We start from the raw sequence: 18565 nt of genomic DNA on the forward strand, positions 1-18565 counted from the left end.
GTTCTCGATGCCCACGGTCCATGAGGTCCAATGGCCGCATGACCGACGCATCCGCCTCCGCCGCACAGCACGCCTTCCGTGACCTGCTCCACGCCCAGCGTGTGTGGGACATCGAACTCCCCGCCTTCGACGCGGCCGCCGCGCCGCAGGCCCCGCTCCCCCTCTTCCACTCCTGGTTCGCCGAGGCGGTGGCCGCCGGGCAGGTGGAGCCGCACACCATGACCCTGGCCACGGCCGACGCGGAGGGCCGGCCCGATGTGCGCACCCTGATGCTGCACGACGCGGACGAGCGCGGCTGGCACTTCGCCACCCACGCCACCAGCGCGAAGGGCCGCCAGCTCGCCGGCCTGCCCCATGCCGCGCTGGGCTTCTACTGGCCCGCGCAGGGGCGGCAGGTACGGGTGCGGGGACCGGTCACCGCGTGCTCCGCCGCCGAGAGCCGGGCCGATCTGCACGCCCGTTCCACCGGGGCGCTGGCCTCGGCGCTGGTGGGGCGGCAGAGCGAGGTGCTGGGCTCGTCCGCGGAGCTGGACCGCGCCTCCGACGCCGCCTGGGACCGGGCCCGGGAGGAGCCGGAGGCGGAGGTGGCGAGCTGGACGCGGTACGTGGTCGAGCCGTACGAGGTCGAGTTCTTCCAGGGCGACGCACGGCGGCGGCACATCCGGCTGCGCTACCACCGGGAGGCCGGGGCGGCGGGGGCCGCAGAAACCTCGGAGCCCGCCGGGGCCTGGCAGCGGGAGCTGCTCTGGCCCTGACCGGCCGGGCGGCCGGCGGACGGACGGATGGACGGCTGCCCCGCCCCGCGCCGTGCTGTGCGGGCAGCCGCCCGGCCGCTCAGTTCACCGTGATCGCCTGCACAGGACAGGCGCGGGCCGCCTCACCGACCAGGGGACCGGCGAGGGCGTCTCCCGGTTCGGGCAGCAGCTCACTGAACCCGTCGTCGTCCTGGGTGAACACCTTCGGCGCGGCGAGCGCGCACTGCCCCGCGCCGATGCACACGTCCCGGTCGATATCGATCTTCATCGGCATCCCAGCAGGGCCTTCCGGTCGGATTTCGGTCACCACGTCACGGGCAGTTCCAGGAGCCCCTGGATCGTGTCCCCCGGTTTGAACGGAACGTCCTCGGCGGGCACCGCCAGCCGCAGACCGGGAAGACGCTCGAAGAGGGCGGGCAGCGCGATCTCCAGTTCGGCCCGTGCCAGGTTCTGGCCCAGGCACTGGTGGATACCGAACCCGAACGCCACGTGATTGCGCGCGTTGCGGCCGAGGTCCAGCTCATCGGGCGACGGGTACACGGACTCGTCCCGGTTGATCACCGACGTGGACAGCAGGACGCCGTCACCCGCCCGGACGGTCACCCCGCCCACCTCGATGTCCTCGACGGCCACCCGCGACAGCCCGTCCGCGATGGACAGGAACCGCAGCAGCTCCTCCACCGCGGCAGGCATCCCAGGACCGGGGTCGTCACCGGTACCGGCACCGGCGGCGCGCAGCAAGGCCAGCTGATCCGGGTGCTGGAGAAGGGTGAAGGTGCCGAGCGAGATCATGTTCGCGGTCGTCTCGTGGCCCGCCACGAGCAGGATCTCGGCCAGCCGCACCAGCTCCTCGCCGTCCACCGCACCGGTCTCCAGCTGCTTGACGATCAGCTCGTCGAGCAGTCCTTCGCCGGGATCACGCCGCTTCCGCTCGATCAGTACCCGGAAGTACTCGTCGAGGGTGTCCCGCGCGGCTTCGAGATCGGAGGCCTCGGGGCCGCGGAGCAGCTTGCGCGACTGCGCCTCGAAGAACTCGTGGTCCGCGTACGGCACCCCGAGCAGCGCGCAGATGACCATGGAGGGCACGGGCAGCGCGAAGGCGTTGACCAGATCGGCCGGCGGACCCTGCTCGACCATCGCGTCCAGCAGGGTGTCCACGGTCGCCCGGATCTGCGGCCGCAGGGCCGCCGTCCGCCTGACCGTGAAGCTCGGGATCAGCATCCGGCGCTGGACGTTGTGCTCCGGATCATCGACGCCGATCAGCTCGACGCGCCGCTGGGTGGTCTCGGCCTGCCGCTTGGCGAACAGCGGGAACGCGGGATTCTCCCGGTCGGACGACAGCCTGGGGTCCACCAGGAGCGACCGCGCCTCGGCGTGCCCGGTGACCAGCCACACCGTCCGGCCGGTGTAGAGCCGGACGGGGGTCACCGACTGCTGCCCCCGGCTCTCACTCGGATAGCCCGTCGGCGGGTGGTAGGGGCAGGTGCGGTTCTGCGGAAAGGTGACGGTCTCGGTCTCTGCCATGGAGGACCTCGCGAAGAGAGTGGGGGCGTCCTGCCGATCACCCACCACTAGATGCCCCAGGCACCTAGATGGGCTAGACGATGTTCGGCCAAATCCCCCGTACCCGTCCATCGGATGACGATCGGGACCACCCCGCCCCCCATTTACCCGTCGGGCTTATCCGCTTTCAACCGCCGAGGAGCACTATGGGAAGCAGATGAGGACTGGAGGTCACCCATGACCCGAACCCGTAGCCGGTACGCCCCGGACCGCGGTCTGACCACACGCATGGTCACCACCATGTTCCTGATCGGTCTGCTGTACGTGGTACTGGTCGGCGTACTGCTAGCCGTGCTGCGCGGCGCCTGGCCGATCATCCTGATCATCACCGGCGGCATGTTCATCGCCCAGTTCTGGTTCAGCGACCGCATCGCGGCCTTCAGCATGGGCGCCCGCGAGGTCACCCCGGAACAGGCGCCGGAACTGCACGGGGCCATCGACCGGATCTGCGCTCTCGCCGACATGCCCAAACCGCGGGTGGCCATCGCCCAGAGCGACGTCCCGAACGCCTTCGCCACCGGGCGCAGCGAACGCACGGCCCTCGTCTGCGCGACCACGGGGCTGCTGCGCAGACTGGAGCCCGAGGAGCTGGAGGGCGTGCTGGCCCACGAGATGTCGCACGTCGCGCACCGTGACGTCGCCGTCATGACGATCGCCTCGTTCCTCGGCGTACTCGCGGGCATCATCACCCGTGTCGCCCTGTGGGGCGGTTTTTCCCGCTCCAGCCGGAGCAACGACCCCGTCGGCATCGCGATCATGCTGATTCCGCTGATCAGCGCGGTGGTCTATGCCCTGAGCTTCCTCCTCACCCGGCTGCTGTCGCGCTACCGCGAGCTGTCCGCCGACCGCACCGCCGCCCTGCTCACCGGCCGGCCCTCGGCCCTCGCCTCCGCCCTCACCAAGGTGAGCGGCCAGATGGCGCGGATCCCGACGGAGGACCTGCGGAAGGCGGAGCCGTACAACGCCTTCTACTTCGTCCCGGCCTTCTCCTCCAAGGAGAGCCTGAGCCGGCTGCTCTCCTCGCACCCGACGCTGGAACAGCGCCTGGACCAGCTGGCCCGCATCTCCGCCGACCTCGCCCGCCCGTAAGGAGCGTCCATGGGCCTGCTCGACACCATCCTGGGCCGCAGCAAACCGGTCCGCCCCGACCTCGACCAGCTCTTCGCCGTCCCGTCCGCCGCCCTCACCCTCCAGGCGGCGACGGGCTTCGTGCCGACCGGCCTCGGCTCGGTGTGCTTCGCGGGCGTGGAGGGCGGCACCTTCGCCCGTATCCGGCAGGACGTGCAGGAGCTGCTGGACGCGGACACCGCGAGCGGCGGCGTCCCGGTGGAGTTCAGCAGGGACTCCTACGGCTACACCTGGCTGCTCGCCCGGCAGCCCGCCGAGGACACCGCCTCACTCGTCAACGACCTGCACGCGGTGAACACCCTGCTCCAGGACGGCGGCTTCGGCCCGCAGCTCCTCTGCTCACTGGTCAGCTTCCGGGACGAGCGGGAACGGCCGCTGGCCCTGGTCTACCTCTACAAGCGCGGCACGTTCTACCCCTTCGCCCCGCTGCCGGGCGGCGAGAAGCGCGACAACGAACTCGAACTCCAGGTCCGGGCCGCCCTCGGCGACGACCTCCGCGTGGAGAAGGACCTGGCCCGGTGGTTTCCGGTGTGGGGGGCGCCGGGGCTGTGAGGCAGCGCATCTCAGGAGGTGCGGCGGGTCCACGTCATGGGCGAACAGCGGCCGTATCCTGCGGACCGAGGTAGAACATTTCCGGGTCGCCCTCGTCCAGGCCGTGGAGCAGACCGGCCGGCGCCCATCCCGCTCGCTGAAGCAGCCGCTGCATCGGCTGGTTGGAGACGTTCGTCGAGGTGAACAGCTTCGGGGTGACGCACGAAGCCGCAGCCTCCGCCAGCAGCCGCCCGCCCACACCCCGGCCACGGGCGGCGGGCGCCACCATCAGCATCGTGACGAAGCCCTGCTCGAAGAACGTGTACTCCACCACGCAGTACCCCAGGGGCCCGGACGCGTCCTCGGCCATGATCGCGAGGCCCTGCCCGCACCACCGTCCGATGTTCGTGCACCGCCCCTCGTCGCCTTCCGCCGCGACCGAGTCGATCCGGACCAGCGCGTCCGCATCCGACCCACTCGCGCGGCGCACGGCGAACCCATCCGCGAGGCGCACCGGTCAGCCGTTGCCGGCCGCGTGCCCCAGGAACGCGGTCCAGGCGGCGGGGGCGACCGCGAAGGTCGGCCCGTCGGTGACCTTGGAGTCGCGGACGTGGACGGTGTGCGGGCAGGTGGCGACCTCTACGCAGGCCGCGCCCTCGTTGCCGCTGTAGCTGGACTTGTGCCAGGCGTAGGCGACTTCGATGCATTCGCCGCCCTCATTGCCGCTGTAGCTGGACTTGAACCAGGTCAGTCCGGGTCCGTGGTTCACAGTTGCCCCACCTTCGTCTCGATGATCTCCGCGGACATCCAAGGATTGAGTGCCTGAGCCCGCAGGATGCCGAAAAGGTCGAACTGATCGCTCACCCGATCCGGCTTCGAGATCAACCTATCGTCGCCATGCGCCTCTACGTACACCAGAGTGCGGCCTTCAGCCGTGGACATCAACTGCATAGGCCCCATCAACCCCGCGTGCGTGTGCTGAGCCGACGGCATCACCTGCACCGTCAAGTGGTTGAACCGCTTCGTGCAGTCGAGCAGATGCCGCAGTTGCTCTTTCAGTACCTCGGGCCCGCCGAGCGTCCGGTCCAGGACCGATTCCTCGATGACGTACCCGATGCGTGGCGGGGATGTGCGCCCCAGCACGGCCTGTCGTTCCAGCCTCGCTTCGACGAGACGGACGATCTCCGCCTCGGAGTACGCCGGGACGCGCGAACGGAAGAGCGCGTACACGTACTCCTCCGTCTGGAGCAGGCCAGGGATCAGCATCGTCTCGTACGCACTGATGACCCGCGCGGCCCGCTCCAACTTGGCCCAGTCCAGGAACTTAGGCGGGTACTTCTCCCCATCCACCAACTCGGCACACGCCTTCAACGCCCCGCCCGCGTCGAACACCTTGTCCGCATCGCGCAGGAACTCCAGCGAGGGAATGCGCTCCGCCCGCTCGTACGCCCCCAGCAGGGATTCCGACACCAACAGCTTCTCCGACGCGTCCTTCTGCGTCAGCCCCGCGCGCACCCGATGGATGCGAATCAGGTCCCCCACGAGCCTCCGCACCTGCGACGGCTCATTGCCCGTCCCCACAGCCACCACCACCCTTCCCACATCACGTTGATGTGGACCGTGTCCTCCTGGTCACGCTACGCAACCGGCGGAATGCTCGTAGCCATGACGAGCGAGAAACTCCCCGAATGGGTACCCGCCTCGGGGCTCCAACTCCACCTGTCCGGCATCCACTTCGACGCGATCCGGCTGCGCGGCGTACGGGGCGAGGCGGTGCTGCACCATCTGGCCACCCTCACCGACGGCGATCCGGGGCCCGTCGTGCGGGAGATCGCGGGGGCGCGGTGGACGTACTTCCTGCTGGCGCCCGGTGCGAGCCGGGGCTTCGACTGGCCGCCCGGCGCGAAGTGCTTCGGCCCGACCGCCCGCGACCAGTACGTGGGGATTCCCGCGCCGGACGGCAACACGTATCCGCTGAGCTGGCGGTGCGGGGCGCCGGAGGAAGGGGACTTCGTGGACGCGGAGTTGCTGTACGGAGTGGTGTCGGCGCAACTCGTACCCGAGGAGTGACCGGCCGGGCCGAGAGCTGCCGCCGGGTGCGGGGGCGTCCGTATCATCAGGTTCATGACTGCAGAGCCCTCGCGATCCGCCGGCCGTATGCGTGCCTCCGACGCCGACCGCGAAGCGGTGGTGGACCAGCTGCGGGAGGCGGCGGCCGAGGGCCGGATCGACCTCGACGAGCTGGATACCCGGCTGGGGCAGGCGCTCGTGGCCAAGACGCGCGGCGAACTGGCGCCGCTCACCGATGACCTCGGGCCGGCCGTGTTCGACTCGGGTGAACCGCTGACCCTGCGGGGCGGCATCCACGGCGCGGAGCGGACCGGCCGCTGGAAGGTGCCGCCGCGGATTCACGCGAAGGGCGGTATGGGCGGCGTACGTCTCGACTTCACGCGGGCGGAGTGCCGGCTGCGTGAGATCGAGGTGGAGGTGGACGCGCAGATGGCCGGGGTGCGGATCGTGATCCCGGTCGGCTGGCAGGCGGACACCGACGGGCTGGACCCCTCGCTCGGCGGCCTCAAGGACAAGACCTCCGGCCAGCGGCTGCCGGGCGCGCCGCTGATCCGGCTCACGGGCACGTGCGGCATGGGCGGCGTGCTCATCCGCCACCCCAACCTCCTGGAGCGCCGCAGGCAGCGCAAGGACCAGGCGCGCTGAGCGGCGGCCGGACCGGTACTACGAGGGCCGGACGGTGAGGATCTGCTGGGCCTGGCCGACGGGTCCGTTGATGTCGTGCAGGACGGTGCTGGTGATGCCCTGGCCCGTCGGACCGAAGACGACCGTGGTGTCGAGCCCGGTCCAGCGGCCTTCGGGCTGCCGGTGCAGGTGGATGGTCAGGTCGACGTTGGGGAACGTCCAGGCGCCGGGCTGCTGGCGTACGGCGATGCCGTTGGCCGTGTCGACGAGCGCGATGTAGGACGCGAGCGTGCTGACGGGCTCACCCGCGACGAGGTCGAGGGGCGTGGAGATCCAGGCCGTCGTACGGCCCGGCCGGGGCGGCGCGAGCGGGCGGACGTCGATGGACGCGATGTAGCCGCCGGGCCAGACGTCGGCCATGGCCCAGGGCGCGAGTGCCTCGGGGGCCGTGAGCCGGTCGGCGGCACCCCCGGCGACGGCGTCGGTGTCGCCGGAGGCGAGGCACCAGGCCCTGGCACGTACGACGGGTCGGTCGGCGATGAGGGCGACGGCTTCGACCAGTTCGATGGTGCGGCCGGGGCGGATGGTCTCGACCCGGATCTCGCACTCGTCGAGGGCGAGCCGGCCCAGGATGTCGAAGCTGATCCGGGACAGCAGCAGGCCGGTTCCCGGCCGGTCGGCCAGGTGCCGGTCGATGGCGTGGACGACGAGGCCGCCGAGCGGGCTGAAGTGCACTTCGTCCGTGCTCCACGCACCGCTCGCGTGGGCGGTGGGCTTGTAGCGGTGTGCGTCGATGCGCTCGTAGTAGCTGCCGGTGTTCATCGGGTGCGTACCTCGCGGCCGTGCGGATCAGGGAACCTCAGCCTGACACCGCACGGTCGCCGGCCGGCGCCCGGGTCCCCCGCAGCGCCCTACGGCCGGAACACCGCCACCGCCTCGCGCCCCTCCTCCTCCCGGAACGTCACCCGGAGCTCCATGCCGATGGCGAGCGCGGACTCCTCGCACTCCACGACCTCCGTCATCATCCGCGGCCCCTCGGCCAGGTCGACGACGGCCGCGACGTACGGCACGCGGGTGCCGAACGGCGGCAGGTCGTTGCGGTGGACGACGGACCAGGTGTAGAGCGTGGCCCGGCCGCTCGCCCGCTCCCAGGCGACGTCCTCGCTCCAGCAGTGCGGGCAGAACTCGCGCGGGTAGTGGTGCGCCCGGTCGCAGCCCCGGCAGCGGCGCAGCAGCAGGTGGCCCTCGGCGGCGGCGTCCCAGTAGGGGCGGGTGGACGCGTCCGGCTCCGGCAGGTCGTACCGGGGGGCCGGCGCGGTGGACGTCCGGGGGGCCGGCGCGGTGGACGTCCGGGGGGCCGGTGGGGTCGCCGTCACAGGAAGAGTCCGATCGCGTGGTCGAGGGACCAGGTCTGCCAGGACATCGCGAACAGTGCGACGAGGGAGATCAGCGCCATCATCGCGTTCTGCCCCTGCTCGGCCCAGTCGTGGATCATCAGCACCAGGTAGAGCAGGTTGAGCAGGAGTCCCGCGATCAGGGCGACCGGGGTCAGGAGTCCGGTCACCAGGCCGAGCCCCAGGGCGAGTTCCGCGTAGACGACGATGTACGCCATCGCCTTCGGGCGCGGTGCGACGATCTTCTCGAAGCCGCCGCGCACCACCGGCCAGCGGTGCTTCCCGGCGACGTCCGCGGCCCAGGCGATGCCGGTGCCGCGCTCGAACCAGCCCTTCTTGTCCTTGTGCCGCCAGCTCTCCAGCCACCACAGGCCGAGGCCTATCCGGAGCACGGCGAGCCACTCGGCTCCGTCGAGCCAGATCGTCCGCATGGGGCCCTCCCGTTCACGTAATCTGACGGTACGTCAGTTCACCTGATGGCGGCGGGCTGCGCAAGGGGTGCGCACCCGTGATCAATTCGCAATCGATTCCGGTCTTGACCGAGACCCATCAAGAGGGCGCGCGATTACGCTCCAAACCATGCCCGACAGCACATCCACCCCCGGTAGCCCCATTCCGGCCCCCACGGACCTCACCGAGGGCCGCCCCGTCTACGTCATCGGCGGCGGTCCGGGCGGTCTCGCAGTCGCGGCGGCCCTGCGCGCACAGGGCCAACGGGCCGTCGTGCTGGAGAAGTCCGCGGACGTCGGCGCGTCCTGGCGGGGCCACTACGACCGGCTGCACCTGCACACCACCCGGCGCTGGTCCGCCCTCCCGGGGCTGGCCATGCCCCGCCGGTTCGGCCGCTGGGTGTCCCGCGACAACGTGGTGCGCTACCTGGAGAAGTACGCCGAGCACCACGAGCTGGAAGTGGTGACGGGCGTCGAGGTGTCCCGCATCGACCGGGCGCCGGACGGCACCGGGTGGCGGCTGACCGCGACCGGCGGCCGTGAACTGACCGGCCGGGCCGTGGTCGTGGCCACCGGCTTCAACCACACCCCGCGCATCCCCGACTGGTCCGGGCGCGACACCTTCACCGGCGGACTCGTACACGCCGCCGACTACCGCAACCCGGCCCCCTACGCGGGCAAGGACGTCCTCGTCGTGGGCGTCGGCAACACGGGGGCGGAGATCGCCGTCGACCTGGTGGAGGGCGGCGCCTCACGGGTGCGGCTCGCGGTGCGCACCGTCCCGCACATCCTGCGCCGCTCCACGGCGGGCTGGCCCGCCCAGGGCACCGGCATCCTGGTGCGCCGGCTGCCGGTCGCCCTCGTGGACCGGGCCGGGGGGCTGCTGACCCGCGTCTCCATGCCCGACCTCGCCGAACACGGACTGCCCCGCCCGGACACCGGCCTGTACTCACGGGTCAAGGACGGCGCCATTCCGGTCCAGGACGTGGGGCTGGTCAACGCGGTGAAGGGCGGCCGGGTGGTGCCGGTGGCGGCCGTCGAGTCGTTCGACGAGGACGCGGTGGTACTGGCGGACGGCACCCGGATCACCCCGGACGCGGTCATCGCCGCGACCGGCTATCTGCGCTCCCTGGAGGGGCTGGTCGGCCACCTCGGCGTACTGGACGCCCGGGGCCGGCCGGTGGTGCACGGCGGCCGCACGCCGAGGCAGGCACCCGGGCTGTACTTCACCGGGTTCACCAACCCGATCAGCGGCATGCTCCGCGAACTGGCCCGGGACGCGGAGAAGATCGCCAAGAAGCTGGCCCGCACCCGCTGACCCGCCACCGCCCACCCGCGACCCCACCCGCCGCACCCACCCGCAGCCCCCGTCGGACGCCCCGGCGGGGGCTGCGGCGACCCGGCCCAAAACCGCCACTCTCAGGCTTTGCCTGCACACCCATTCCTGACGGGCCGTCAGTTCAGTAACCTGACACCGCGTCAGGTCATGACGCCGGCCGGGCAGCACGAGGGCCGAGGACCTTCGAGCAGGAGTGGGCGGAACGATGCTTGGATCGACTCACGGCACCCTCACCACCGACTTCCGCGCCAGGGTGGTGGCCTGCGGCGAGGAGCCGCACGCCGCTGTCCACAGCATGACGGCCGACGCCGCGGAAGGCGATCTCGATGTCAGCGGCCGTCCGCTGCACGCGGCCGTACCGGATCTGGACCGGTTCTTCCGGCCGGAGTCCGTGGCCGTCATCGGCGCCTCCGACACCGATGGCCGGCCCAACACCGGGATCACCCGGCAGCTGATCGCCTGGGCCGAGCGGGTCGGGGCGCGGCTGTATCCCGTGCACCCCACGCGGGAGTCCGTCTTCGGACGGCCATGTTCTCCTTCCGTGGCCGAGCTGCCGGAACAGGTGGACCTGGCGGTGCTGCTGGTCGGCGACCCGCTCCCGGTGATCGAGGAACTCGCGCACGCCAAGGTGAGGTTCGCCGTCGCCTTCGCCTCCGGATTCGCGGAGACCGGGGCGGAGGGCGCCGCCGCGCAGGCCCGGCTGGCCGCCGCGGTGGAGCGGTCGGGGCTGCGGCTGCTCGGGCCGAACACCAACCTCAACGCCTTCGAGGAGTTCCGGGACGACCTGGAGGGCCCGGCGATCGCACTGATCACCCAGTCCGGCCACCAGGGGCGCCCCGTCTACACCCTTCAGGAGCTGGGCGTGCGGCTCTCGCACTGGGCCCCCACCGGCAACGAGGCGGATCTGGAGACCTCCGACTTCATCGCGTACTTCTCCCAGCGCCCCGAGGTCGGGGCCATCGCCTGCTACGTGGAGGGGCTCAAGGACGGGCGCTCCTTCCTGCTCGCCGCCGACCGGGCCGCACGGGCCGGGGTCCCGGTGGTGGCGGTCAAGGTCGGGCGTACGGAGACGGGGGCCAGGATGGCCGCGTCACACACCGGCAAGCTGACCGGCGCCGACCAGGTCGTCGACGCGGCGATGCGGCAGTTCGGCGTCATCCGGGTGGACGGCCTCGACGAACTCCAGGACACCGCGGCCCTCCTGGCGCGGGCGCGCAAACCGCTGGCCGACGGGGTCGTGGTGTATTCGATCTCGGGCGGCACGGGCGCGCACTTCTCGGACCTGGCGACCGCGGCGGGCCTGGAGATCCCGGTCCTGCCCGAGGAGAAGCAGGCCGAGCTGCACACCTGGATACCCGGCTACCTGAACGTGGCCAACCCGGTCGACAACGGCGGGCACCCGGTCGGTGACTGGCGCGGCCGGAAGATCATCGACGCGATTCTCGCGGACCCCGGGGTCGGGGTGCTGATCTGTCCGATCACCGGCCCCTTCCCCCCGATGAGCGACAAGCTCGCGCAGGATCTGGTGGACGCCGCGGAGGCCACGGACAAGCTGGTGTGCGTGGTGTGGGGTTCGCCGGTCGGTACGGAGGACGCCTACCGCACGACGCTGCTCGGTTCGTCCCGCGTCGCCACCTTCCGTACGTTCGGCAACTGCATCACCGCGGTGAAGGCCTATCTGGACCACCACCGGTTCGCCGCCTCCTACCGCTCGCCCTTCGACGAGGCGCCGCGCACCCCGTCGCCCTCGTTCCGCAAGGCGCAGGCACTGATGCGTCCGGGCCACCAGCTGAGCGAGCACGCGGCGAAGCAGCTGCTGCGGGCGTACGGAATCCGGGTGCCCCGCGAACAGTTGGTGACCAGCGCCGCGGCGGCCGTCCGGGCGGCGGGGCTGGTCGGCTACCCCGTCGTCATGAAGGCGTCCGGCGCGCGGCTGGCCCACAAGACCGAACTGGGCCTGGTCAAGGTCGGCCTCACCTCCGCCAGCCAGGTGCGGGACGCCTATCGCGAACTGACCGACATCGCGCGCTACGAGGACATCGAGCTGGACGGCATCCTGGTGTGCCAGATGGTCGAGCGGGGCGTCGAGATGATGGTCGGCGTCACGCAGGACGCCCTGTTCGGCCCGACCGTGACCGTCGGGCTCGGTGGCGTACTGGTCGAGGTGCTGCACGATGCGGCGGTGCGGGTGCCGCCGTTCGGCGAGGACCAGGCGCGGGCGATGCTCGGCGAGCTGCGCGGCCGGGCCCTGCTGGAAGGGGTGCGCGGCGGTCCGCCGGTGGACGTGGACGCGCTCGTCGAAGTGGTGCTGCGGGTGCAGCGGATGGCGCTGGAACTGGGCGACGACCTCTGCGAACTCGACATCAACCCGCTGATGGTGCTGGGCCGCGGACAGGGCGCGGTGGCACTGGACGCGCTCGCCGTCTGCCGCTGACCGGCCCCCGCCGCGGGCCCCCGCCCTCTCGGGCGGCCCGGCCCGTCCACCCCGCCATCGGTCCCGCCACCTGCCCAGGAGCTGCCTCATGCCGTCCTCCCCCGAAGACACCACCGACCACCGCGACCCGTCCGGATCGCCTGAGTCATTGATACTCCACGCCACTGACAACGGCGTCTCGTGGATCACCCTCAACCGCCCCGAGGCGATGAACGCCGTCACCTGGGACCAGCGCGAACGCGTCATCGCGCTGCTCGCCGAGGCCTCCGCCGACCCCGGGGTCCGGGCCGTCGTCCTGACCGCCACCGGCCGCGGCTTCTGCGCGGGCGCCGACCTGCGGGGCGCCCCGGTGGCCGGCGACCGGGTGCCGGGCGATGTCGCCCGGACGATCCGGCTCGGCGCGCAGCGACTGATCGCCGCTGTCCTGGACTGCGAGAAGCCCGTCATCGCGGCCGTCAACGGCACCGCGGCGGGTATCGGCGCCCATCTCGCGTTCGCCTGCGACCTGGTGCTGGCCGCCGAGTCGGCGAAGTTCATCGAGGTGTTCGTGCGCCGCGGCCTCGTGCCGGACGGCGGTGGCGCCTACCTGCTGCCCCGGCTGGTCGGGCCGCAGCGCGCCAAGGAGCTGATGTTCTTCGGTGACTCGCTCCCGGCCCGGGACGCGGAGCGCCTGGGGCTCGTCAACCGGACCGTTCCGGACGAGGAACTGGCGGCGACGGCGCGGGCGTGGGCCCAGCGGCTGGCCGAGGGGCCCACCCGTTCGATCGCCCTCACCAAGCAGTTGGTCAACGCCTCGCTGGACTCCGACCGGGCCACGGCGTTCGCCGCCGAGGCCATGGCCCAGGAGATCAACATGACGACGCAGGACGCCAACGAGGGCGTGGCGAGCTTCGTGGAGCGGCGGGCGCCGAAGTACCGGGGAATCTGAGGCGTCTTCGCGGCCGTGACCGGGGCGGGACTCGCCGGTCACGACGCATCGGCACGTCCCGCCCCGGTCACGGCCGACAGCGCGGGCTCACCCCGGGGCCATCCGGCTGAGCGACTCCGAGGCCCGGTACTGCTCCGCGCGGGCCCGGTCCATCTCCCGTACGTAGTCGAACGACTTGTCACCGAGGATGAGGCGCTGCGGCGGGTCCGGCAGGGCGACCAGCTTCATGACGGCGGGGGCCGCCGTGCTCGCCTCCGGGCCGGCCTCGTCGCCCCACATCTCCTCCATCCGGGCGCGCAGTTCGGCGTAGGCGGGGTCGGGCGCCGTCTGCGTGGTGCCCGCCGTGAACAGGCCCGTGGAGTAGCCGCCCATCTGCACGATGGTGACCTTGACCCCAAACTGCTCGACCTCCATCGCCAGCGCCTCGCTGACCGAGTCGAGTGCCGCCTTCCCGGCCCCGTAGAACCCGACGGTGGCCATGCCGCCACCGGAGCCCATCGACGTGACCTGGAGCAGGCGTCCGGAGCCCCGCGCCCGCAGGTGGGGCAGCACGGCCTGGGACACCCAGACAGCGCCGAAGAAGTTGACGTCGAGGTGGTCCCGGATCTGCTTCTCCGTGGCCTCCTCCACCATCCCGTACAGCATTCCGCCCGCGTTGTTGACCACGATGTCGAGGCCGTCGAACGCCGCCGCCGCCCGGTCCACCGCCTCGAACACGGCCCCGCGGTCGGAGACGTCGAGGGTCAGCGGCAGGAGGGCCTGCGGGTACTTCTCCGCCAGGCCGGCGAGCGGATCGACGTCGCGGGCGGCCGCGACGACCCGGTCCCCGGCGTCGAGGGCGGCCTCGGCGAAAGCGCGGCCCAGACCGCGGGAGGCCCCGGTGATGAACCAGGTCCTGGTACTCGGCACGATTCCCACTCCTTCGTCCGGTTGAACGTCGCGGTGCGCGACGCTCGACCCTCAGCTCTCCGCTCCCAGCGCCTGCCGGTGCACGGCCGACGCGACGAGACGAGACGACCCGTCTCGCTAGAGGGTAACGAACCCCTCCGCCCCTCGCCACCGAGTTCGCGGCGCCGCCCCGCGGTACGGGCCGGACAGCCCGAAGCATGCCCCGGCACCCTTCCCATCTGACGTGTCGTCAGCTCTAATCGAAGGGTGATGGGACACGCAGGCATGGCCGCAACCGCCGTCCGCTACCTCAGGTCCGTCGGCGCCGCGACGGCCGCCGCTCCGGCGCCGGTCGATCCACTGCCGCGCCCGGCCCTGCGGGCCGTCGCCGACGACGAGCGGCTGCCCGTCGATCCAAGCGAATTCCGCCGGGTGCTCGGGCACTTCGCCAGCGGGGTCACCATCGTCACCGCGCACGACCCGGACGACACCGACGGCCCGGCCGGTCCGGCCGGCTTCGCCTGCCAGTCGTTCGCCTCGCTCTCGCTGGACCCGCCCCTGGTCACGTTCATGGTCGCCCGTACGTCGACGACCTGGCCGCGCATCGCCCGCGCCGGGGCCTTCTGCGTCAACATCCTGGGGGCGGAACAGGGCTCGCTGTGCCGGTCCTTCGCGGTCAGCGGGGCCGACAAGTTCGCCGGGGTGGCCCACACCCCCGCCCCCGCGACCGGGTCGCCGCTGCTGGACTCCGTGCCCGCCTGGGTCGACTGCCGCATCCAGGCCGTCCACACCGGCGGCGACCATCTGATCGTGGTCGGCCGGGTGGAGGCGCTGGGAGCGGCGACGGACGGGGACGGGACCGGGGGCGGTCCGCTGCTGTTCCACCAAGGGGCGTTCGGGCGCTTCAGCCGGTAGGCCGCGGCCGGGCCCTTCCTCCGGATCACACCGCGCTCACCGCAGGACGGAGTCCGACGGCTCCCGGACCCGCTGGATGACCAGCGCCATCAGCGCCGCCATCGCGCACAGCGCGCCCGCCGCGTACCAGACCACGTCGTACGAGCCGAAGCAGTCGCGCGCCACGCCGCCGAGGAACGCCACCAGCGCCGCGCCCACCTGGTGGGAGGCCAGGACCCAGCCGAACACGATCGCGCTGTCCTCGCCGTACTGCTCCCGGCACAGGGCCAGGGTCGGCGGGACCGTGGCGACCCAGTCCAGGCCGTAGAACACGATGAAGAAGACCATCGGCGGCTCCACGGTGGGTTGCAGCAGCATCGGCAGGAACAGCAGCGAGATCCCGCGCAGCGCGTAGTAGACGGCCAGCAGCCGGCGGGCGTCGAAGCGGTCGGTGAGCCAGCCCGAGAAGATCGTGCCGATGACGTCGAAGATCCCGATGACGGCCAGCAGTGAGGCCGCGGCGGTGATGGGCATGTGGTGGTCGTGCGCCGAGGGCACGAAGTGGGTGCGGATCAGGCCGTTGGTCGAGGCGCCGCAGATCGCGAAGGTGCCGGCCAGCAGCCAGAACGGTCCGGTGCGGGCGGCGTCGAGCAGCACGCGTACGGTCCGGCTCGCCGCACCCCGCGCGGGCGCGGGCTTCTCCACGTACTCCCCGCCGTACGGGGCCAGGCCCACGTCGGCCGGGTGGTCGCGCATCAGGAGCCAGACGAACGGGACGACGGCCAGGGCCGCCAGCGCGACGGTCACCGAGGCCGGGCGCCAGCCGTGCCGGTCGACGATCCAGGCGCAGAGCGGGAGGAAGACCAGCTGACCCGAGGCACCGGCCGCGGTGAGGATGCCGGTGACCAGGCCCCGCCGGGCGACGAACCAGCGGTTGGTGACCGTCGCGGAGAAGGCCATCGCCATCGAGCCGGTGCCGAGGCCGACGAGCAGCCCCCAATAGATCATCAGCTGCCAGGCGGCCGTCATCCAGACGCTGGCCAGCGCCCCGGCGGCGACCGCGCTGAGGGCGACGACCACGACCCGGCGGATGCCGAACCGGTCCATCAGCGCCGCGGCGAACGGCGCGGTGAGCCCGTACAGCGCCATGTCGATGGAGACCGCGAGACCGATCTCTCCGCGCGACCAGCCGAACTCCGTGTTCAGGGGGTCGATGAACAGCCCGGGAAGGGAGTTGAAGGCCGCGCCTCCGATGATCGTCACGAAGGTGACGACGGCGACGATCCACGCACGGTGGATACGCGGCCGGTGCCGCGCCTCGGGGGAGGTCCGCCGACGGGCATCCCGGGCGGGACTTTCGGTTGTCTGGGTCACGTCACCCAGCATCCGGTCCCGGTGGCCCTCCTCACGAGTGGCCGGAGGGACACTGTTCGCAGGAATCGGGCCAGACGCCGGGACGGGAATCGCACCGAGAATCGGGCCAACCGCCCCGCACCCGGCACCGGTTCACGCCGCGCGTGCGCTCTCGGACTCCGGGCGGCCCGGATACGCGTACGCACCGGGCCGCACCATCCACGTTCCCGGGGGCCTCATGCAGTGGGTCGCACGCCAGAATTTCCACCACCGGTCCGCGCCGATGCAGGGGGCGTCGCGCTGCTGCTCGTCGCCTGCGCGCTGTGGGTGTGGCTGGCCTTCCTGCCGGCCGGCCAGGCCGACGCGTACTGCTACCGCACCGTCTCGAACTGCGAACTGATCACCGCCCGGCCCGAGCAGCTCACCATCCTGGCCGTGTCCGCGCCGCTGTCCGTGCTCGGGTCGGCGCTGCTCGTCGGTGGCAGTGTGCGCCGGCAGACGAGCGCGCACATCCTCCAGGTCATCGAGACGCACAAGTCCGAGGACCGGGCGCGCGGGAAGTGACCGCCGCGGTGTGCACACCCCAGGCCGCCGCCGCGCCCACCGCGTACCAGAGCAGATCGGGTGCGTTGAACGTCGAGCCCAGCACCAGCCGCGCCACCGCGCTGTGCCGGGACAGCTCCGCGGGCACCCCGGTCAGCTGGAGCAGTTCGACCGCCCAGCTGAGCACCAGCCCCGTGCCGGCCACGGTGAACGGCCGGGCGCGGGGTGCGCACAGCGCGACGAGGGCACAGACCAGGACCGTGTAGAGCGCGTCCCCGGCGTACTTGGCGAGAGCGCCGTCCGCGACGGTACGGACGCCGAGCCCGGCCGCGACCGTCACCACGGCCGCCCCCGCCGCCACGGCCCGTGCTCCCGTCGCGCCGTGCGCACCCCGTACCTTCACCCGGTCCGCCCCCGCCGCCGTTCCCGCACCCCGTGCCCTCACCCGATCCGCTCCAGTCGGCGGATCGGCCGGGCCGCCAGCAGCACGCCCACCGCCAGCATATTGATCACCGCACCGGCCAGCAGCACCTCCGGTGCGCCCACCCGGTCCGCGACCGGTCCCGCCAGTGCCCGGCCCGCCGCCAGCATCAGCAGCGATCCGGCCACGTCATACGCGTGCAGCCGGTTCAGCGCCTCCGGCGGCACGTGTGTCTGGACGGTCGTCGACCACATCACCAGCCAGAACGCGAACGCCGAGCCCGCGATGAACTGACCGGCGCCCAGCGCGAACACGGGCAGCCCGAGCCCCAGCACCAACAGGTTCACGCACACCCCGGTCAGCGCCACGGCGCCCGCCGCCAGCGGGCGGCGCGGCCGCAGCCGCAGGGCGAGCAGGCCGCCGACGACACTGCCCGCGCCGTTCACCGCCATCATCGCGCCGTACGTCCCCGAGCCGTGCGCCTCGGTGACCTCGACGGCGGTCAGCGGAAGCATCGGACCGAGCACGCTGAAGCCGTACACCGTCCAGATCGCGATCACCCCCCACAGCCAGCTGCGCGCCCGGAACTCGTGCCACCCATCGACCAGTTCGGCGACGAACGTGCCGCGCACCGCCTCGTCCGACGGTGCCGGGGCCAGCCGCAGCAGGAAGAGGCAGATGCCGGAGACCAGGAACGTCGAGGCGTTCGCCGCGTAGACCGCGCCGGCGCTCGCCAGCCCGACGAGCACGCCCGCGAACGCCGGACCCGCCATGGTCATCAGCGCCTCGGAGACGCGGAGCACCGCATTGCCGCGCTGCACGTCCCTGGCCACCCGCGGCACGGTCGAGGCGACCCCCGGCTGGAAGAGCGCCGCCCCCACGCCGGCCACCGCGCTCAGCGAGTACACCGCCCACAGCGGCGGGTTGCCGACCGCGAAGGAGACCGCGAGCGCCGAGGCGCCGATCAGCCGCAGCGCGTCGGCGATGATCATCATCCGGCGCGGGGTGAACCGGTCCGCCAGCACGCCGCCGAAGAGCACGAACAGCGCCAGCGGCCCCATCCAGGCCGCCAGCGCGTACCCCACCGAGGAGTGCGGGCGCCCCGCCCCCAGCAGGCCCGCGGTGAGCGCCACCGGGATCATCCCGTCGCCGAAGAGCGCCGCGGTGCGGGCGACGAAGAAGAGCCGGAAGTTGCGGGTCCAGAGCCGGTCGGGCCCGAGGGGCAGGGACGGCAGGGGGGACAACGGGAGC

22 protein-coding genes are annotated in these 18565 nt (G+C 72.1%); 10 read left to right on the forward strand and 12 right to left on the reverse strand.

The window, feature by feature from the left end; translation table 11 throughout:
• The first annotated feature begins 38 nt into the window (after positions 1 to 38).
• On the forward strand, positions 39 to 755 hold the full coding sequence (locus OG322_RS14825; RefSeq protein ID WP_123460952.1) for a pyridoxine/pyridoxamine 5'-phosphate oxidase: 717 nt from the start codon (positions 39 to 41) through the stop codon (positions 753 to 755).
• 79 nt (positions 756 to 834) lie between these two features.
• Here OG322_RS14825 and OG322_RS14830 read toward each other — a convergent pair whose 3' ends face one another.
• Both OG322_RS14830 and OG322_RS14835 read right to left on the reverse strand, forming a co-directional pair.
• Positions 835 to 1023 (reverse strand): ferredoxin, encoded by a 189-nt coding sequence (locus OG322_RS14830; RefSeq protein WP_123462335.1) that lies wholly within the window; start codon positions 1021 to 1023, stop codon positions 835 to 837.
• Positions 1024 to 1058: 35 nt separating this feature from the next.
• Complete coding sequence (locus OG322_RS14835; protein WP_329306518.1) at positions 1059 to 2279, reverse strand: cytochrome P450; 1221 nt, start codon at positions 2277 to 2279, stop codon at positions 1059 to 1061.
• Between the two features lie 216 nt (positions 2280 to 2495).
• Between OG322_RS14835 and htpX the strand changes: the two genes are divergently transcribed.
• On the forward strand, positions 2496 to 3407 hold the full coding sequence (gene htpX / locus OG322_RS14840) for a zinc metalloprotease HtpX (RefSeq protein ID WP_123460950.1): 912 nt from the start codon (positions 2496 to 2498) through the stop codon (positions 3405 to 3407).
• A 9-nt stretch (positions 3408 to 3416) separates the two neighbouring features.
• Complete coding sequence (pspAB, locus tag OG322_RS14845) at positions 3417 to 3998, forward strand: PspA-associated protein PspAB (protein WP_123460949.1); 582 nt, start codon at positions 3417 to 3419, stop codon at positions 3996 to 3998.
• A 34-nt stretch (positions 3999 to 4032) separates the two neighbouring features.
• On the opposite strand, the gene OG322_RS14850 is transcribed toward pspAB, so the two are convergent.
• Genes OG322_RS14850 through OG322_RS14860 form a run of 3 tightly spaced genes read right to left on the reverse strand, consistent with a single transcriptional unit; the run spans position 4033 to position 5519 of the window.
• Entirely contained in the window at positions 4033 to 4491 is a 459-nt protein-coding gene (locus OG322_RS14850) for a GNAT family N-acetyltransferase (RefSeq protein ID WP_260146759.1), read from the reverse strand.
• Positions 4492 to 4494: 3 nt separating this feature from the next.
• Entirely contained in the window at positions 4495 to 4746 is a 252-nt protein-coding gene (locus OG322_RS14855; RefSeq protein WP_123460948.1) for a DUF397 domain-containing protein, read from the reverse strand.
• Positions 4743 to 5519, reverse strand: coding sequence for a helix-turn-helix domain-containing protein (locus OG322_RS14860; RefSeq protein ID WP_123462331.1), 777 nt, complete (start codon positions 5517 to 5519; stop codon positions 4743 to 4745). Before OG322_RS14860 ends, OG322_RS14855 begins: the two co-directional genes overlap by 4 nt.
• Before the next feature lie 123 nt (positions 5520 to 5642).
• On the opposite strand from OG322_RS14860, the gene OG322_RS14865 reads away from it, so the two are divergent.
• On the forward strand, positions 5643 to 6047 hold the full coding sequence (locus OG322_RS14865) for a hypothetical protein (protein WP_123460947.1): 405 nt from the start codon (positions 5643 to 5645) through the stop codon (positions 6045 to 6047).
• Between the two features lie 54 nt (positions 6048 to 6101).
• Complete coding sequence (locus OG322_RS14870; RefSeq protein ID WP_123460946.1) at positions 6102 to 6692, forward strand: DUF1707 SHOCT-like domain-containing protein; 591 nt, start codon at positions 6102 to 6104, stop codon at positions 6690 to 6692.
• A gap of 18 nt (positions 6693 to 6710) precedes the next feature.
• On the opposite strand, the gene OG322_RS14875 is transcribed toward OG322_RS14870, so the two are convergent.
• The 3 genes from OG322_RS14875 to OG322_RS14885 form a co-directional block, all read right to left on the reverse strand.
• Positions 6711 to 7493: a thioesterase family protein gene (locus OG322_RS14875; RefSeq protein ID WP_123460945.1), complete on the reverse strand. Its 783-nt coding sequence runs from the start codon at positions 7491 to 7493 to the stop codon at positions 6711 to 6713.
• 89 nt (positions 7494 to 7582) lie between these two features.
• The gene (locus tag OG322_RS14880) at positions 7583 to 8047 is read right to left on the reverse strand and encodes a Zn-ribbon domain-containing OB-fold protein (protein WP_185095357.1); all 465 of its coding nucleotides are present in this window, start codon (positions 8045 to 8047) and stop codon (positions 7583 to 7585) included.
• Positions 8044 to 8496, reverse strand: coding sequence for a DoxX family protein (locus OG322_RS14885; RefSeq protein ID WP_123460944.1), 453 nt, complete (start codon positions 8494 to 8496; stop codon positions 8044 to 8046). Before OG322_RS14885 ends, OG322_RS14880 begins: the two co-directional genes overlap by 4 nt.
• A gap of 148 nt (positions 8497 to 8644) precedes the next feature.
• Between OG322_RS14885 and OG322_RS14890 the strand changes: the two genes are divergently transcribed.
• The 3 genes from OG322_RS14890 (at position 8645) to OG322_RS14900 (ending at position 13215) form a co-directional block, all read left to right on the forward strand.
• Positions 8645 to 9832, forward strand: a complete 1188-nt coding sequence (locus OG322_RS14890) for a flavin-containing monooxygenase (protein ID WP_123460943.1) — start codon at positions 8645 to 8647, stop codon at positions 9830 to 9832.
• A gap of 226 nt (positions 9833 to 10058) precedes the next feature.
• Positions 10059 to 12287 (forward strand): acetate--CoA ligase family protein, encoded by a 2229-nt coding sequence (locus OG322_RS14895; RefSeq protein WP_329306519.1) that lies wholly within the window; start codon positions 10059 to 10061, stop codon positions 12285 to 12287.
• Between the two features lie 88 nt (positions 12288 to 12375).
• Positions 12376 to 13215, forward strand: a complete 840-nt coding sequence (locus OG322_RS14900; protein WP_123460941.1) for an enoyl-CoA hydratase/isomerase family protein — start codon at positions 12376 to 12378, stop codon at positions 13213 to 13215.
• Between the two features lie 87 nt (positions 13216 to 13302).
• Here the strand turns inward: OG322_RS14900 and OG322_RS14905 are convergent, their stop codons facing one another.
• Positions 13303 to 14124, reverse strand: a complete 822-nt coding sequence (locus OG322_RS14905) for an SDR family NAD(P)-dependent oxidoreductase (RefSeq protein ID WP_123460940.1) — start codon at positions 14122 to 14124, stop codon at positions 13303 to 13305.
• Positions 14125 to 14388: 264 nt separating this feature from the next.
• On the opposite strand from OG322_RS14905, the gene OG322_RS14910 reads away from it, so the two are divergent.
• Positions 14389 to 15018 (forward strand): flavin reductase family protein, encoded by a 630-nt coding sequence (locus OG322_RS14910; RefSeq protein WP_123462328.1) that lies wholly within the window; start codon positions 14389 to 14391, stop codon positions 15016 to 15018.
• A gap of 36 nt (positions 15019 to 15054) precedes the next feature.
• Here OG322_RS14910 and OG322_RS14915 read toward each other — a convergent pair whose 3' ends face one another.
• Positions 15055 to 16371, reverse strand: coding sequence for an MFS transporter (locus OG322_RS14915; RefSeq protein WP_398911167.1), 1317 nt, complete (start codon positions 16369 to 16371; stop codon positions 15055 to 15057).
• Positions 16372 to 16593: 222 nt separating this feature from the next.
• Between OG322_RS14915 and OG322_RS14920 the strand changes: the two genes are divergently transcribed.
• Entirely contained in the window at positions 16594 to 16914 is a 321-nt protein-coding gene (locus OG322_RS14920) for a hypothetical protein (protein ID WP_241200104.1), read from the forward strand.
• Here the strand turns inward: OG322_RS14920 and OG322_RS14925 are convergent.
• On the reverse strand, positions 16871 to 17296 hold the full coding sequence (locus OG322_RS14925) for a ribosomal maturation YjgA family protein (protein ID WP_123460938.1): 426 nt from the start codon (positions 17294 to 17296) through the stop codon (positions 16871 to 16873). The genes OG322_RS14920 and OG322_RS14925 overlap by 44 nt on opposite strands.
• A 38-nt stretch (positions 17297 to 17334) precedes the next feature.
• The gene (locus OG322_RS14930) at positions 17335 to 18558 is read right to left on the reverse strand and encodes an MFS transporter (RefSeq protein WP_443066546.1); all 1224 of its coding nucleotides are present in this window, start codon (positions 18556 to 18558) and stop codon (positions 17335 to 17337) included.
• Between the last annotated feature and the right edge of the window lie 7 nt (positions 18559 to 18565).

Source organism: Streptomyces sp. NBC_01260, assembly GCF_036226405.1.
Lineage (GTDB): Bacteria > Actinomycetota > Actinomycetes > Streptomycetales > Streptomycetaceae > Streptomyces > Streptomyces laculatispora.